The 15,871-nt window shown below is 67.0% G+C and carries 15 protein-coding genes; 5 read left to right on the top strand and 10 right to left on the bottom strand.

Features of this window, described 5'->3' with window-relative positions; all coding sequences use genetic code 11:
* Positions 1 to 9: 9 nt before the first annotated feature.
* The gene (lpdA, locus tag FV242_RS12695; RefSeq protein WP_147939184.1) at positions 10 to 1,449 is read left to right on the top strand and encodes a dihydrolipoyl dehydrogenase; all 1,440 of its coding nucleotides are present in this window, start codon (positions 10 to 12) and stop codon (positions 1,447 to 1,449) included.
* A 136-nt stretch (positions 1,450 to 1,585) separates the two neighbouring features.
* Here lpdA and FV242_RS12690 read toward each other — a convergent pair whose 3' ends face one another.
* Together FV242_RS12690 and FV242_RS12685 are read right to left on the bottom strand one after the other, a co-directional pair.
* Positions 1,586 to 1,795, bottom strand: coding sequence for a hypothetical protein (locus FV242_RS12690; protein WP_147907963.1), 210 nt, complete (start codon positions 1,793 to 1,795; stop codon positions 1,586 to 1,588).
* 264 nt (positions 1,796 to 2,059) lie between these two features.
* A complete protein-coding gene (locus FV242_RS12685; protein WP_147907962.1) occupies positions 2,060 to 2,284 on the bottom strand; it encodes a hypothetical protein in 225 nt (74 codons plus the stop codon).
* A gap of 312 nt (positions 2,285 to 2,596) precedes the next feature.
* Between FV242_RS12685 and FV242_RS12680 the strand changes: the two genes are divergently transcribed.
* Together FV242_RS12680 and FV242_RS12675 are read left to right on the top strand one after the other, a co-directional pair.
* Positions 2,597 to 3,595 (top strand): threo-3-hydroxy-L-aspartate ammonia-lyase, encoded by a 999-nt coding sequence (locus tag FV242_RS12680; RefSeq protein ID WP_147939183.1) that lies wholly within the window; start codon positions 2,597 to 2,599, stop codon positions 3,593 to 3,595.
* Positions 3,596 to 3,717: 122 nt separating this feature from the next.
* Entirely contained in the window at positions 3,718 to 4,095 is a 378-nt protein-coding gene (locus FV242_RS12675; RefSeq protein WP_147907960.1) for an iron-sulfur cluster assembly accessory protein, read from the top strand.
* Positions 4,096 to 4,205: 110 nt separating this feature from the next.
* On the opposite strand, the gene FV242_RS12670 is transcribed toward FV242_RS12675, so the two are convergent.
* The 3 genes from FV242_RS12670 to FV242_RS12660 form a co-directional block, all read right to left on the bottom strand.
* The gene (locus FV242_RS12670) at positions 4,206 to 5,267 is read right to left on the bottom strand and encodes a diguanylate cyclase (protein WP_147907959.1); all 1,062 of its coding nucleotides are present in this window, start codon (positions 5,265 to 5,267) and stop codon (positions 4,206 to 4,208) included.
* 93 nt (positions 5,268 to 5,360) lie between these two features.
* Positions 5,361 to 7,022, bottom strand: coding sequence for a DEAD/DEAH box helicase (locus FV242_RS12665; RefSeq protein WP_147939182.1), 1,662 nt, complete (start codon positions 7,020 to 7,022; stop codon positions 5,361 to 5,363).
* A 185-nt stretch (positions 7,023 to 7,207) separates the two neighbouring features.
* A complete protein-coding gene (locus FV242_RS12660; protein WP_246692689.1) occupies positions 7,208 to 7,558 on the bottom strand; it encodes a hypothetical protein in 351 nt (116 codons plus the stop codon).
* A gap of 417 nt (positions 7,559 to 7,975) precedes the next feature.
* On the opposite strand from FV242_RS12660, the gene FV242_RS12655 reads away from it, so the two are divergent.
* Entirely contained in the window at positions 7,976 to 8,842 is an 867-nt protein-coding gene (locus FV242_RS12655; RefSeq protein WP_147939181.1) for an outer membrane protein, read from the top strand.
* Between the two features lie 208 nt (positions 8,843 to 9,050).
* On the opposite strand, the gene FV242_RS12650 is transcribed toward FV242_RS12655, so the two are convergent.
* From FV242_RS12650 to FV242_RS12635, 4 genes are all read right to left on the bottom strand, one after another.
* Positions 9,051 to 10,154: a catalase family protein gene (locus tag FV242_RS12650; RefSeq protein ID WP_147939180.1), complete on the bottom strand. Its 1,104-nt coding sequence runs from the start codon at positions 10,152 to 10,154 to the stop codon at positions 9,051 to 9,053.
* Between the two features lie 183 nt (positions 10,155 to 10,337).
* Entirely contained in the window at positions 10,338 to 11,309 is a 972-nt protein-coding gene (locus FV242_RS12645) for an AraC family transcriptional regulator (RefSeq protein ID WP_147939179.1), read from the bottom strand.
* A gap of 279 nt (positions 11,310 to 11,588) precedes the next feature.
* Complete coding sequence (locus FV242_RS12640) at positions 11,589 to 12,140, bottom strand: metallophosphoesterase (protein WP_147939178.1); 552 nt, start codon at positions 12,138 to 12,140, stop codon at positions 11,589 to 11,591.
* 407 nt (positions 12,141 to 12,547) lie between these two features.
* Positions 12,548 to 13,222 (bottom strand): Crp/Fnr family transcriptional regulator, encoded by a 675-nt coding sequence (locus tag FV242_RS12635; RefSeq protein WP_147939177.1) that lies wholly within the window; start codon positions 13,220 to 13,222, stop codon positions 12,548 to 12,550.
* A 213-nt stretch (positions 13,223 to 13,435) separates the two neighbouring features.
* Here FV242_RS12635 and FV242_RS12630 point away from each other — a divergent pair, with 213 nt between their 5' ends.
* Positions 13,436 to 14,236 carry a pentapeptide repeat-containing protein gene (locus FV242_RS12630; protein WP_147939176.1) on the top strand — a complete coding sequence of 267 codons (801 nt, stop codon included), beginning with the start codon at positions 13,436 to 13,438 and terminating at the stop codon, positions 14,234 to 14,236.
* Positions 14,237 to 14,291: 55 nt separating this feature from the next.
* Here the strand turns inward: FV242_RS12630 and FV242_RS12625 are convergent, their stop codons facing one another.
* Positions 14,292 to 15,374 carry a catalase family protein gene (locus FV242_RS12625; protein WP_147939208.1) on the bottom strand — a complete coding sequence of 361 codons (1,083 nt, stop codon included), beginning with the start codon at positions 15,372 to 15,374 and terminating at the stop codon, positions 14,292 to 14,294.
* Positions 15,375 to 15,871 lie beyond the last annotated feature (497 nt).

The raw sequence follows: 15,871 nt of genomic DNA, 5'->3' as shown, positions 1-15,871 counted from the left end.
GAGCACGCAATGTCCGACACCTACGACATCCTCATCATCGGCGCTGGCCCCGGCGGCTACGTCACGGCGATCCGGGCGGCGCAGCTCGGCTACAAGACGGCGGTGATCGACCGGGAGCACCTGGGCGGCATCTGCCTGAACTGGGGCTGCATCCCCACCAAGGCGCTGCTGCGCTCGGCCGAGATCTACCACTACATGCAGCACGCCTCCGATTACGGCCTGTCGGCCAAGGAGGTGACGTTCGACACCGCGGCCATCGTGAAGCGCTCGCGGGGCGTCTCGGGTCGGCTCAACGGCGGCGTCGGCATGCTGCTGAAGAAGAACAAGGTCGACGTCATCTGGGGCGAGGCCTCGGTCGACAGCGTCGCCACGGGCAACCAGCCCGGCCAGGTCACCGTAAAGGAGTCCAAGCGCGCCGAGCCGCCCAAGGGCGCCAAGGGAGCGGGCAGCTACCAGGCCAAGCACATCATCGTGGCCACCGGCGCCCGGCCGCGGGCGATCCCCGGGATCGAGCCCGACAAGAAGCAGATCTGGACCTATTACGAGGCCATGGTCCCCGAGACGATGCCCAAGAGCCTGCTCGTCATGGGCTCAGGCGCGATCGGTATCGAGTTCGCCTCGTTCTACCGGACCATGGGCGCCGAGGTGACCGTGGTGGAGCTGCTGCCGCAGATCCTGCCGGTGGAGGATGCCGAGATCGCGGGCCTGGCGCGCAAGCGCTTCGAGAAGCAGGGCATCAAGATCCTCACCGGCGCCAAGGTGACCAAGGTCGAGAAGGGCACCGATTCGGTCACGGCGACCATCGAGGGCGGCGACGGCACGTCACAGACAATCACCGCGGAGAAGCTGATCTCGGCGGTGGGAGTGGTCGGCAACATCGAGAATATCGGCCTCGAAAAACTCGGGGTGAAGATCGACCGCGGTATCGTCGTCACCGACGGGCTGGGCCGGACCAACGTCCCGGGCCTGTACGCTATCGGCGACGTTGCCGGCCCCCCGATGCTGGCCCACAAGGCCGAGCACGAGGGCGTCATCTGCGTCGAGACCATCAAGGGCCTGCCCACCCACCCGATGGACAAGGCCAAGATCCCGGGCTGCACCTATTGCCAACCGCAGATCGCCAGCGTCGGCCTCACCGAGGCCAAGGCCAAGGAGCTGGGCTTCGCCGTGAAGGTCGGTCGCTTCCCGTTCGCCGGCAACGGCAAGGCGATTGCGCTGGGTGAGCCGGACGGCCTCGTCAAAACGGTGTTCGACGCCAAGACCGGCCAGCTGCTCGGCGCCCACATGGTCGGCGCCGAGGTGACCGAGCTGATCCAGGGATACGTCGTGGCGATGAACCTGGAGAGCACCGAGGAGGAGCTGATGCACACGGTGTTCCCGCACCCGACGCTCAGCGAGATGATGCACGAGAGCGTGCTCGACGCCTATGGCAAGGTGATCCACAGCTGACCGGTGGCGCGTCACGCCTGCGCACAACGGTTTTCGGCGGTCTCACACGTCCGACAGCCGAAACGCGCGTTGCTTGCGCAACAGCGCGGAAAGCAACGCGGGATAAGCATGAGGATCGCTGCTCGTGGAGGCGCCGCTACGTCGGCGCCGCCGCGTTCGCGCGCGCCGTCATGGCAAGGCCGATGCCCTGGAACAGGGCGATTACGAACACGGTCGCCAGGCTTCCCCCGAGAGGAATCAGCGCCAGAGCCCACGGATCGAAACGACAGACCAACAGCAATGTGACAACGCTTCCGATCACGGACGCGATGATCATGCGAAAAATACAGCATTCCGACGGCTGCATGATGTCTCCCGCTCGGCTACCCCCAACCTATAATTGTAATTTTAACCAAAGATTGCAATCGAAAATAGTACGCAGCACCGTGGCGTGATCTCTGTTCCGCTGTTTCGCCGCCAAGGCGGATGCGCGGTCTACGGTCTCAACCCGTTCGCCGACCGCATGCAGGGACCGGCGGCCCGTCTCCAATGGCGTTTGGTTTACTAAAACGATCAAGGAGCCCGGATCGGGGGCGGTGAAACGGCTTGCGCGATTACCTGTGTCAAACGCTCATCCGGTCCCGCGCTCCACCGGCTCTGCCTGATCTTGAGACGGCACATAGGCGCACCACTCGCAGATGCCGCGCTCGGCGCCGCGACTGGCGTTGCGCTGCGAACAGAGCGGGCAGACGAGCAGGATCAGCCGTCCGCCCGACCGGAGCGCCAGGCCCCGCCCGCGGAACGTGACCTCCGTCACCTCATCGCCAGCCCGCCGATCGCGCATCCTGTCGCTCATCGGGCCTCCGCGGTACCGCGCTGCGGGCCAGCGAGAAACGCGACTCGAACCTTCGATTCCAACGGCATGGCGACGCGACCCTCGAACGAATCCAGGGATACAAGCGGCGGGCCAACGAATGGCTCCGCTTGGCCTGTGAATCCCACGGATGCGCGGGGCGCAAATCCTGCCTAAGAGTGGCCGCGACCGGGAGTGGTCCGCCGGCCTGATTCCGGTTTGGAGCGGGCGCGCGCAGGCGGTCGAGGGCAGGCGGCCGGAGCCGATCGCAGCGCGATCGAGCGCGGTTCTCAGGCAGGAGCTTTGTGGGATACAATGCCGGAGCAAGCACAGACGACGACCGCCGAGAGCGGCGTTCCGACCTTCGGGGACGTTGCCCGGGCCGCGGAGCGGATCGCCGGGATCGCCCACCGGACCCCCGTGCTGACCTCGCGCACCGCCGATGCGCGGACCGGCGCGAAACTGTTCTTCAAGGCCGAGAACCTGCAGCGGGGCGGGGCCTTCAAGTTCCGCGGCGCCTACAACGCGATCAGTGCCCTGCCGGAGGCGGTCCGCGCCCGCGGGGTGCTGTCGTTCTCCTCGGGTAACCACGCCCAGGCGATCGCCCTGGCGAGCCAACTGCTCGGCATCCCGGCGACCATCGTGATGCCGGGCGACGCCCCCGCGGCCAAGATCGCGGCGACCCGGAGCTACGGCGCCGAGGTCGTGCTGTACGACCGCTACACCCAGGATCGGGAGGCGCTCGGCCGGGAACTCGCCGAGCCCCGGGGCATGACGGTGATCCCGCCGTTCAACCACCGCGACGTGATCGCCGGACAAGGGACGCTGGCGCAGGAACTGATCGCGGAGGCCGGCCCCCTCGACATGCTGGTGGCCTGCCTCGGCGGCGGCGGCCAGCTCGCGGGCTGCGCGCTCGCCGCCGCGGAATTGTCGCCCGGCTGCCGGGTGATCGGCGTGGAGCCGGAGGCCGGCAACGACGGGCAGCAATCGTTCCGCGGGGGCGCGATCGTGACCATCCCGGTTCCTCGGACCATCGCGGACGGGGCGCAATCGACGGCGCTCGGCGACCTTACCTTCGCGATCATTCGCCGGGATGTCGCCGACATCCTGACCGTTTCGGACGCGCAGCTCGTCGAGACCATGCGGTTCTTCGCCGAGCGCATGAAGATCCTGGTCGAGCCGACCGGCTGCCTGGCGGCGGCAGCGGTCCTGCACGGGCTGGTCGACGTCAAGGACAAGCGCGTCGGCGTGGTGATCAGCGGCGGCAACGTCGATCTCGCCACCTTCGCGCGGCTCACGGGCGAAACGGCCTGACGCGCCGAATGCCGCGGCCCTGTGGCCCGGCCGTAGTGGACCGGGCGGGGACGGATGCTTATCTTGTGCCTGTCAGAATGCGCGCTCCCGGGCCTTGAACCCGGATGGGCGGGAGGGTGACGATGTTTGCAGGCTTCAAGGTTCTTTCGCTGACCGATCGCGCGGCCGAGCGGATCAAGGCGATCATGGCGGATGCCGACCGGCCGATCGCGGGCCTACGGGTCGGCGTTCGCAACGGCGGCTGCGCCGGCATGTCCTACACGATGGAATATGCCGAGGCGGCCAATCCCGGCGAGGACGTGGTCGAGGATCGCGGCGTCCGGGTGTTCGTCGATCCGAAGGCGGTGCTGTTCCTGCTCGGCACCGAGATGGACTTCACCACCACCAAGCTCGCCTCGCAGTTCGTCTTCAACAACCCGAATCAGACCTCGGCCTGTGGCTGCGGCGAGTCGGTGGCGATCACGCCGGTCTCGGAAGAGCGGATCCCGGCCCGGGTCTAGGGCGTCGTCCCGAAGGATGACGTCCGGCCTTCGGGAAATTCGATGTGCGATCGACGACCTAGCGCATCATTCTGGCTGCGGTACCCAGGATGATGCCCGAACGCTTCGCGTCAGGCCACCTGCGGGAGCGACTCGGCCGCATCGTCCACGACGCGGTTCCGGCCGGCGCGCTTGGCCGCGAACATGCACAGGTCGGCGCGCTCCAGGAGTGAGGCCGGGCTGTCGCTGGCGTGCAGAACCGCGATGCCGAGCGAGATCGTGACCTTGCCGAGCGACTCGCCGGTGGAGCGCTTCACGAGTTCCCGGCCCATCACGCTGGTCCGGACCTTCTCGGCCACCTGTCGGGCCAGGACCCGGTCGGCGCCGGGCAGCACTATACCGAACTCCTCACCGCCGAACCGGGCGAGCAGCGCCTGCGGGCCGGCATTCTCGCGCATCACGATCGCCACGAGGCGCAATACCTGATCGCCCGTGAGATGGCCGTACAGGTCGTTGAAGCGCTTGAAGAAGTCGATGTCGAGCACGACCAGGCTCATCGGCACGCCCCCGAAGCGGGACGCGTCCAGGGACGCCTTCAGCATCTCCTCGAAATGCTTGCGGTTCGCCAGCCCGGTCAGCGCATCGGTCAGGCTCTCGATCCGGCTCACCTCGAGCTTCTCGCGCAGGGTCTCGATCTCGGTGCGGGTCTCGCGCATCCGGGCCTCGAGGACGCGGTTGTTCACCGCGACCTCGCGGGTGGTGGAGACCAGGGTCGATACGATCTCGCCGAGGCGCGCCCGGGTCGGCATGCCCTCCTGGGCGAGGTCCTGGGCCAGGCCGCGCAGGGCTTCGCCATATTGCGTGGTGGAACCGAGCGACAGGTCGAGGATCTCGGTCACCGCTCCGATCTCATCGAGCACGCTGCGGCTGACGTCGCCGGCGGCGCTCGTGAGCTGGCGCCCATCGAGATAGGTCTCGTGCAGGTCGTCGATGTCCGACTCGGTCAGGCAGCCGTTCTCGGTGGTCCGGCGCTTGACCGCGTCGCCCAGCAGCGGCAGCTCACCGGACACGTAGGCGTACCAGACCGCGTAGGCCCGGGGGGTGGCTGAGGGACCGTAATCGTGGATCAGATCGTGGGCCCGCTTCGCCAGCGCGAAGCTGCGGTCACGATCGGAATAGGTCTCCTGGCTCATCCGTAACCTGCGGTCCGAGGCCGCCGGTGGATCAATAAACCCGGCCCAAGACCAGTCTAGTGCCGGTTCGTAGCCGGAACGTTAAGCCGGACGTTACTTCTCTTTCTTTGCCAAAACTGGTCGAAGCAAGAAGGCCGGGACATGTGAACCAAGTCCGACCGGGGTATCCCCGTCGGGCTCGTTGCGGCGGCTGCGATCTTCGCGCACCCGCTCCTCGCGAACGGGTTCGGGGCGCGGAGCCGGACGGGTGTCGCCACGCGCGGCAGCCGACCCGCCGCGGGAGCGCTGGCGCCCACCGCCCTCGCGGCCATTCGGCTTGGCCTCGGCCCGAGGCTCCGACCTGCCATCGGTCGCGCGCGGCTCCGGTGCCCTGGCCTCCACCAGACCGGGCTCCGACGATCTGATCTCGGAAGTCCTGCTGTCGGAAGTCTTACCCTCGGAAGATCTGCCCTCGGAGGCGCGCCGCTCGGAGCGTCCCCCCGATGACCGCCCTTCGGACGAGCGCCCCTCGGACGACCGGCCCTCGGACGAGCGCCCCTCGGATTTGCCCGAGCGCGCGCCGCGGCGGCCCTCGCCCGAGCGGCCGCGATGCCGCGTGCCGGTATCGGCGGACGGATCGGCCACGGTGGACAGGTCACCGTCGAACCAAGGGATCGGCTGCCCGATCAGCGCCTCGATGGCGACCAGCGAGCGGTCGTCCCCGGGAGCGACCAGGGTGTAGGCGGCGCCGCTCCGGCCCGCCCGGCCGGTGCGGCCGATCCGGTGAACGTAATCCTCGGGGTGGTGCGGGATGTCGAAGTTGAAGACGTGGCTGACCGCCGGGATGTCGAGGCCGCGGGCCGCCACGTCGCTGGCGACCAGCAGGGCGGTCTCGCCGGCGCGGAACGCGTCCAGCGCAGTTGTACGCGCCCGCTGGTCCATGTCGCCGTGGAGCGCGGCGGCGTCGAAGCCGTGGCTGACCAGCGACTTCTGCAGCAGCGCGACGTCGCGCTTGCGGTTGCAGAAGATGATCGCATTGTTCAACTCGGACTCGCCGCGGATCAGGGTGCGCAGGCGCTCGCGCTTGGCATGACCCTCGGAGCCGACCGCCACCAGCCGTTGCGTGATGGTCGAGGCCGTGGAGGCCGGCCGCGCCACCTCGATCCGCTGCGGGTTGTGCAGGAACATATCCGCCAGCCGCTCGATCTCCGGCGGCATGGTCGCCGAGAAGAACAGCGTCTGCCGGGTGAACGGCACCATCTTCACGATCCGCTCGATGTCGGGGATGAACCCCATGTCGAGCATGCGGTCGGCCTCGTCGATGACCAGCAGCTCGACACCGGTGAGCAGCAGCTTGCCGCGCTCGAAATGGTCGAGGAGCCGGCCCGGCGTGGCGATCAGCACGTCGGTGCCGCGCGTCAGCTTGGCGTCCTGGTCCGCGAAGGACACGCCGCCGATGATCAGCGCGACGTTGAGCTTGTGGTTGGTGCCGTAGCGATCGAAATTCTCGACCACCTGCGCGGCGAGCTCGCGCGTCGGCTCCAGGATCAGCGTGCGGGGCATCCGGGCGCGGGCGCGGCCGTTCTCCAGCAGCGTCAGCATCGGCAGCGTGAACGCCGCGGTCTTGCCGGTGCCGGTCTGGGCGATGCCGAGGACGTCCCGGCGCGCGAGCACGTGAGGGATCGCCTGCGCCTGGATCGGCGTCGGCTCGGTGTAACCCGCCGTCTCGACGGCGTTGAGGACTTTTTCGCTCAGTCCCAGGTCGGAAAAAGGCATCTGCGTTCAGGAACCGTTGCGCGCCCGGCCGGCGCGGTGGACACCGTCGCGGCAACGGCTCGGGAGGGCTCACGTAAGGCGCACGAACGCACCCGTGGCCGCGGGGCGCATGGGCCAGTCAGTTAGGGGCTTGGCGCAGCTTGTCAATCTCGCAATGCGCGCATCGGGGTCCCGCACACAGCCGATCAGGGCTGGTGACGGTCCAGGGCGGGCAGGAGGCAGGGGTCGAGACGTGTCGCCCGAGCGGCGCCGGCCGGCGCGAGCGAGCCGGTCGTCTCAGGATCGGCCGAAAGCCCGTGTCCGGCCAGGGCGAGCTGCCCCGGCGCGGGGCCGGCCTGGCTCAAACGGGCGAGCTGGTGAGTCGCGGCCAGGGCGAGCAGACCCACGACGGCCGAGATGCGCAGCGCCCAGGCCAGGGATCCTGTGGGCCGGGCCGTTCGGCTCGGGGCCGGATGCGCCGGTACGGGCCTGTCCGACTCGGCGGCGGGTCGGCGCGTCCCGAAGGGCTTCTGACTCCGCTCGGCGGGCGGGAGCATGGTCTGTCCTTCTCGGTCCGGCATGCGGCCGGCGACGGTCGATCCGGGACGGTTACCACCCCATGGTTAACCGCCGACTTACGCGGGACGGCACGAGCAAGCGCTCACCGTACCAGAATAAAACGGTGTCCCCGGCGCCCTTGCGGAAGAGCCCGACTTGCGCCGGGCCCGAATCGGACAGATCCCGGCGTCTCCTGATAATGAAGCCCGACTAATCTTCAGGCTTTGCTCAAACGCCGTTGCAGCTTCTGATACACAGTCCTTCGCCAAGGACAGGGATCTTCACGCTTAACCTTCACCTTTCGTTGACGAGATCGGGCTAGTCTCGGCGGGCTTGTTGCAGGAAAGCGACAGACCCGCCGACCGAGAGCGCCTAGAAGGCAGCCGGCTCAAGCCAACCCCAGGACCCATGGCACCATGAAAAAAGTTCTTCTTGCATCGACCGTTCTCGCCGGCATGACTGTCGCCGCTTCCGCGGCCGACCTGCCGCGTCGCGCTGCGCCGCCGCCGGTGTTCACGCCGGTGCCGGTGTTCACCTGGACCGGCGCCTACTTCGGCGTGAATGCCGGCTACGGCTTCGATGCCAGCAGCCGCAACACCGCCAGCTACGGCCTGCCGGCCGGCTCGCTGGTCAATTCGCCCACCACGAACGCCATCGTCAGCGTCGGCAACCGCAGCAACAACGACGGTTTCACCGGCGGCGCCCAGATCGGCTACAACTACCAGTTCACCCCGGGCTCCGGCATCGTGGTCGGCTTCGAGGCTGACGCCCAGTACGTCGACTTCGCCCGCCGCGCCAACGTCACCCAGAACTACGGCATCGCCGGCGCCCCGGGCTTTGCGTTCTCGAACCCGCGCGCCTTCGTCGCCACCAGCGGCAACGGCCTCGACTACTTCGGCACCGCCCGTGGCCGCCTCGGCTACGCCTTCGACCGGACCCTCGTGTACGCCACCGGCGGTTACGCCTACGGCTCGGGCCAGGACGACCAGAACTTCGCTGGCCGCAGCTTCCGCAACAGCTTCCGCACCGGCTACGCCGTCGGCGGCGGCATCGAGTACGCCCTGCCCACCGACTCGTTCCTGAACTTCTTCAAGTCCTCGGCCGTGACCCTCAAGGTCGAAGGCCTGTACGTGAACCTGGACCGCCAGAAGAACACCGCCGGTGGCGTGTTCTACGGCAACCTGCTGGCCCCGAACGGCACCGCCTACCTCAACGGCGCCGCCGCCAACACCGAGTTCGCCGTCGTCCGCGCCGGCGTGAACTACAAGTTCGGCTCGTACTAAGATCGCACTTCGGCGCCGGCTTGGCCGGCGCTGATCTCGGGCTCAATGATCCGCTTTCGGACCCAGAGTTCCGTTTAATATCAACCTAAAGCTAAACGGGGCCGCACAGCATGCTGTGCGGCCCCGTTTACGTTGAAAGGGTTCGCGCGCTCCCAGCAGCCATTGCGGTCTGTTTCTTCCCGCCTATACCGTTGCCCGCTGCCGCACCCTACGGCAGCATGATTGCTTCACGGGGCTCCGCGATGGTGTGTCCGTTCCGCTCCGCTCTGAAGCGCTTGCCCATTTCATAGGCCTGCTTGCGCGAACGCATGATGCCGCCGAGGGGCCGGTGCGCGGCGAGTCCGTGCCATGGGCTGAACGATAGGCCATCGTCGACCGCGCTCGACCGGGCCTCACTCCACGCCGTCTGCGGCTTCACCCGGATCCGCGCCACGGTCTGGTACAGGCTCTCGCTCTCGGGCCAGACCGTCGCGGCGTTCTCGACCGGCATCGTGTCGAGGCTGGTGCAGAGCTGTACCTTGACCTCCCAGACTCCCCCGTTCGCTCGGAAGAATTCGACCACGGCCTCCCGGATGGCGTTCGGGCCTCCGTCCTCCGCCAGGGGCTTGTCGGTCAAGGCCATTAGTTCGGGCGCGACCGGTACCACGGACAGCTTGGCGACGTAGTCACCGAAGCGCACGGGCACCTGGCTGTAGAAGGTCTCGCCGAGGATGTGGGTCTCGGGCTGGCCGCCCATCGTCGCGACGGTGGCGTTGGGCGCACCTGTGGTCGAGACGATGAGCTCCTGAACGCCCCGCATCGACCCGGAGACGACCTTCTTGAAGCCCTCCGCCCTATCGGTCGTGGCCGCGAGCAGCTTTAGGGTCGCGAGGAATGCCTTCGGCGTCGGCGCGCCAAAGGCGGGTCCGTTGACCAGCACGAGGTCCTGGGTGACGTCCCCTTCGGAACCCTCCAGCCGCTCGCCCTCGACCCCGATGATCTTTACGGCGAGGCCGCGGGGCGTTGAGACGCTGTCGTCGAGGATGTCGCCGGGAATGGTCGAGAGGCGCATGACCACGGGATAGGTCCCCGGCCTGGAGAAAAGGCCTTGGGCCAGCATGGGCGGAAGGTCCGAGGCCACCTCAAGCTCACCCTCAAGGAACCCGTGGCTCTTGGCGTGGACGCTGCGGATCGCGTGGCCGCCGTCCGCCAGGGTCTTCTCGCTGACTGAGCGCATCGTCTCCATCAGGCTCTGCGCCGTCTCCGCCTCGTCGTCTGCGACGGTTTCGACGTCGGGGCCGTATCGAAGGTAGAACGCGCTCGCATCGACCATGATCGTTCCTCGGGGCGGGATCGCTGGCACGACCGGGGACCGGTCACCTTTCGTCCTCACCCACTGAACAGGGCCAAGGCCCCCCGACCTCCACGGTTCCGAAGGCTCGACCCGGTCGAACGCCCGCGCACGCGATCCGAACGATGGAGCACCGAGGCGGGGCCAATCGGCGTCGTCACGGGATTAGGTCGTCTCGGCGTCTAGGCGCTCGCCCTCGATGCGCTCCGGCTCGCCTTCGTCCATTCCGCCGACCAGGCGGAACTGGCTCGGCGCGATCCCGAACTCGACCTCGAACGCCTTGCTGAACGCGCTTCGGCTCGCGTAGCCGACGGTTGCGGCGATGACCTTCACCGGCAGGTCGGTACCGCTGAGGAGACGGGAGGCGATGCGGAGGCGGACCCTCTGGACGAACTCCATCGGGCCCTGCCCGAAAGCCGCGGCGAACGCCTCGGCGAAGCTGGTCCGGCTCATGCCCGCGAGGGCCGCCAAGCTGTCGACGGAGTATGGCGCACCCGGCTGTTCGAGGACCGCAAGGACAGCGCGGGCGAGCTTCGGGTTCTGCAGGGCCGCCAGGATCGGGGACGTGAAGTCGCTCGCCGCCAAGTGCCGGCGCAGGAGGATGATCAGGCACTGCTTCATCAGCAGTTCGGTCATCGCCTGTGTCGCCAGATTAGGGCTTAGAACCTCGGCGAGCATGAGTTCGAAGGCGTACCGCAGCATCGGATCCGAGGGAAAGGTCTCCACCATGGGGGACTGGAACAGCTCGAACAGACCCATCGCACCGGTGTGAGTGTCGGCGATCTGGCCGCATACGAAGAGCGCATCGGGGCTCCCGTCGCCGGCCGTGAAGGAGATCAGGCCGTCACCATGGAGGACGCAATGATCCTCTGCGCGGACCTCACCGACGCAGTCCTCGGCGGCGCCGAGGCTGTGCGAGTGGCGAGCCGGCACGACGATGATGGTATGCGGCGCATAGGATCGCCACGGTCCCTGACCGACCCGGAGGCTTCCCGTCCCACGCAACACGTAGTGGACGGTGATCGCCTCGAACGGGCTGAAACCGAGGCGCCATCCGCGCTGTATGGTGCAGACGGAGAACGAGCGCAGCCGAACCGCAAGCGTGACGAGAAGGCGGTCGAGAAGGTCGGCTCCCATGGTCGTGGACTATGCGTCACCGCTGGCGAAAGCCCCAACGAATTCGGGCCGCCGCGGTAGCGAAGCTGGCATACAAATTTAAACCCGACCATGCACTTCGAGAGCTTTTGCCGCGAGGGTTGAAGCGCCTGAAGCATTCAAGGGATTTTAGCGACCGCCGGTCTCCGGGACAGGTCGAAACCGGTTGTCCGCCTGATCGACAGAACGGCGAGGCTCTCGGCGGGTAGGCACCGGTTCAGCGGCAGTCCGGTTGGACGGAACGGGCATGGAGGAATGCCGTCAGGTCACCGGACTTGCCACAGGGGATACGGCCATTCTTTCCAGGATACGGCCCAACGTGACCGGGCGCCAATCCCAGCAGTCGACGCCGACGTCGAGGCTTGTCCGGGTGGCCGGGATACTGCCGTGCGAATGCCCGTAGACGTGAAGGTCGCCGTGCCAGGCATGGGGCCACGTCACGTGCGCGTAGTGGCTGCACCAAAGCGCCTGGGGCTTCAGCATTCCCGGGTCCTGGACGAACACCCGTTGGACGTCGACGATGGGTCCGGCCCAGGTCAGGCGTTCCGCCAACTCGTCGTGGTTGCCCCGGCAAAGATAGATGCGTCCGTTCAGGCGAGCCTGGATCGATGCGGCGTATTCAAATGTGCACTTGTAGGCGAAATCGCCGAGGTGCCAGACGATGTCGTCCGGCCTGACGACCTTGTTCCAGGCGGCCACCAGGGCCTCGTCGTGGGCCTCGATGGTCTCGAACGGACGCGGTCGAGGCATGCGAGGACTGAGAATTCCTCGGTGCCCAAAATGGGTGTCAGCACATAGGAGCGTTCTGGGCATTTCAGCCTCCGAAATGACGGAGGCTTTCTCGCTGTGCGCGGCGCTCCGGTGTCAGGGGTAAGGGTGGAAGTCCCTGGATTTCATCGGTCGAGTGCTCCTGCTGGCGAGCGGTGATCGCATCGTTCGCGCATCTCCGACAAGGGGGGCCACAGGGGGATCCACCGCCAGGCATCGCCCCTGTAAGGACACCTCGCGGCCGCCTTGGCCTCGATGAGCCGGGATGCCGAGTTGCAGGCGCAATCGGAAACCCGGTGAACGTCCAAATATGGTTAAGGAACCATTGATTCGAGGGAAGCGGGCATCAGGAAGCGCATCCCGCATTCCGCGTCCCTCGGAGTCGTGCCGACCGACCGAAAGCTCCGACGCCGCCCGCTCGTCCGAAGGCCGATCACGCCGTACGTCAGCGCCTAGGTCGTCTTGCCGGCAGCCAGGCCGGCCCGGTCGATGATCTGAACCTGTCCGCGCCGAACCTCGACCAGGCCAGTGTCGGCCCACTCCCCCAGGAGACGGCTGATGACCTCGCGCACGCTGCCGACGTCGGACGCGAGTTGCTGATGGGTCTTCCAGACGATGCCGTCCGCGTCGGCCTCGACCAGGAGCCTTCGGGCCAAGCGCTGTTCCAAGGGCGCGAATGCAATTTCCTCGACGAGGTCGAACATCCCCGACAGGAGCTTGGTGTAATCGTCGAGGACGAAATCACGGAAGGCGACGCTCTCCCGCATCAACTGGCGGAAGGTGTCGGCCGGTAACGCCGCCAACTCGGTTCGGGCCTCCGCGACGCTCTGCGCCGGGAAGCCGCCGCCAGACAGCAGGCATTGGGTGGTGAGGACGCAGGTACCGCCGGCACCCACCTTGTAGATCAGCATCTCCCGACCGCCCTCGGACATCCGAAAGACGCGGGTACGGCCATCGATGCACATCAGGTAGTTCGCGCACGCGTCCTGGAGTTCGTAGGCGATCGCTCCTGCCTCAAGCACGGGAAAACCGACCGTGCCGCGTGCGAGCTGGAGGTGGCTCGCGCTGAAGTCCCGGACCAGGGGAAAGCGCTCGATCCACCGTTCGACCTGATGGGCGCTCTGCATGGTCTTCCTCCTCGGGCCGGCGGTCATTGAACGCCACCGTGCCCCAATCGATACGCGAAAGCCTTGGGATCCACAGCCTTCGGTGACCTGGGTCACAGACGGTTGCCAGGGGCCTCTGTACCACTGTCGGCAGAGAACAAAAATCAGCTCCTGCAACAACATGAGGAAGCATAGGCTTCCCGTGGGGCGGGGCGAAGCCACTGGGAGAAAACCATGCGCCGTCTCGCCCCCCTTCTGCTCGCCTCCGTCCTTCTGACCGCCCCGGCCTACGCGGAGCAGGACCTGCTCCTCGGGGCCGACATGGGCTCGGCCGCGATGACGAGGGCCGAGATGACCCGCGCTGACATCGAGGCCCTGATCGCCAAGGCCGACGGCAAGCCCATCGACCTCTCCGACAAGGCGCTCGCCGGACTCGACCTATCGGGCCTGAACCTCAGTGGCGCCAACCTGCGCACCGCCCGCCTCAACAAGGCCAACCTGCGCGGCGCCGACCTGACCGGGGCGAACCTGGAGCAAGCCTGGTTCATCAAGGCCGACCTTTCCGGCGCCAAGCTCGTCGGCGCCAAGATGTTCGGCATCACCGCCCGCGACGCGAACCTCAGCAGGGCCGACCTGAGCCGCTCCATGCCCATCGGTGACTTCAAGGGCGCCAACATGGCCGGGGCGACGCTGGTCGACCTCAAGGGCGGCGCAGACATCAAGAACCAGTCCATGGGCCTGATGCGGGCCGTATTCGTCTCGGTGAACCTCAAGGGCGCCAACCTGAAGGGAGCCAACCTCGGTCGCTCGCGACTGGAATACGCCGACCTCACGGATGCGAACCTCACCGACGTGGTGCTGATGGGTTCCGACCTGTCGGGCGCCAACCTCACCGGCGCGACCGTTGCGGGCGCCGACTTCAAGAACGTTGACGTCAGCGGCGCCCGCCTCGTCTCTCTAAAGGGCCAGGACAGCACCAAGGATTGGTCGGCGCGCGTGAACGCCGACCGTGCCATCGACCACGTGTCGAACTGAGGTCAGCCAGGCCACCCTGGGCATCGAGTGAATAAAAGGTCCCAAGCCTTGGGTCCTACCTGGGAATATCGTTGACCCGCGCGGTATCCTCGGATGCCACGCCGTTCTCTCGATGGCGAAAATCGCTCAACGCCCGGTAGACCTGGAGCCGCGCGCGCATCACGGAACCAAGCGGCCGGTGAACGACAAGGCTGTGGGCTGGGCGGAAGGTCATCACCTCGTCGAAGTAGCGCACGCGATCCAGTGCGTAGGCATCCTGGCGCGGCAGGCGGAGCGTCGCGACGGTACGGTACGGGCTGATGGAGATTGGCCAGTCGACCGACGCGTCCTCGATGGGTTGGCTTTCGACGTCGGCCCAGAGCTGTGCCCTGAGCTCGAACACCACCTCATGGTCCCGGAAGAATGCGACCGTGGCATGGCGGAAGCCGTCCTCGTCCTGATGTGGATCGAGCCGCCATTCGGACAGGGCACGCTGGCTCTCCGTCGCCGGTACGACCCCAAGCTTGGCGACGTAGTCGCCAAAGCGAACCGGCGCCTGGCTGAAGTAGCTGTCGGCAAGGGGGTGGCTGTACGGATGACCGAAGAAGTCGGCCAGCGCGCTCTCCGTCCCGAAAGCATGCAAAGCACGATTGAGGTTGCGCATGGTCGACGAGACCGCGCTCTTGACCCCTTCCGGCAACCTCGTGGACTTGCCGATGACGGTGCCGTCCCGCAGGAAGCCGGCCGCTGTCCCCGAGGGAAAGGTGGTGCCCGTCGCGAAGACGAAGTCCTGGGTGTCGACGGTGTGGCCGGGCAGCTTCTCGCCGGGCACGTCGAACACCTTGATGGACATGCCGCGGTGGGTCGAGACTCGGTCGCCCAGGGTTTCGCCTGGCCCCTGAGCGAAACGGACCGCCACGGGGTGGGTTCCGGGCGTGGCGAACAACCCCTGCGCCAGTTCCGGCGGCAGGCCGGCGGAAATCGTCAACTCGCCGGTCACGCAGGCCGAACTCTTCGCGTGACTGGCGCGCACGGCATGGTGCTCGCGTGCCTCGACGGTCTCAGATTGCTGCGTCATGCCCTTGATGATGCCGTCAATCGTCTTCTGCTCGTCCGGATCGGGCTTTTCGACGTCGGGTGCATATCGAAGGTAGGTCATCATCTTCCTCACGGTGATCGGGGGACTGAAGCGGACCGCGGCGGGAAAGAGCGCAGCGGATTCGGGGTTCGACGTATTGAGTCGGAGTCGGGATCTCGTTCCGAACATCGAGGGGGCCGGGGGTCGTTCCCGGTCCAGGACGACTTCGCGCCCATCGAAAGTCTGCCTGAGTTCGGCTGCGCTATGAGTTGGTTTTGGAGCGCTGCTTCGGGTTCGCGGCAATGAAAGACCGGACCATGGACCGGCTTCAGAGCGGAGGCGGCAAGCTCGGCCGATAGGCTTGCCGACCCGTGGATCACCGCGGCCTCAGGCATACGGCAAGCCATTTCAGGGCGCATCCTTCCCGACCGTTTCAAGGATCACGCGCGCCGTCTCGGCAGGCTGATCCCAATGCGGGAAGTGGCCGCACCGCTCGAACCAGTGCAGACGGGCCGACGGGAATGCTACCCGGGCGCGTGTGGCCTGTCGCGGCAGCAGCAGGTGGTCCTGGCGGCCCC

This window comes from Methylobacterium sp. WL64 (assembly GCF_008039945.1).
Lineage (GTDB): Bacteria > Pseudomonadota > Alphaproteobacteria > Rhizobiales > Beijerinckiaceae > Methylobacterium.
This window is presented reverse-complemented; position numbering and strand designations above follow the sequence as displayed.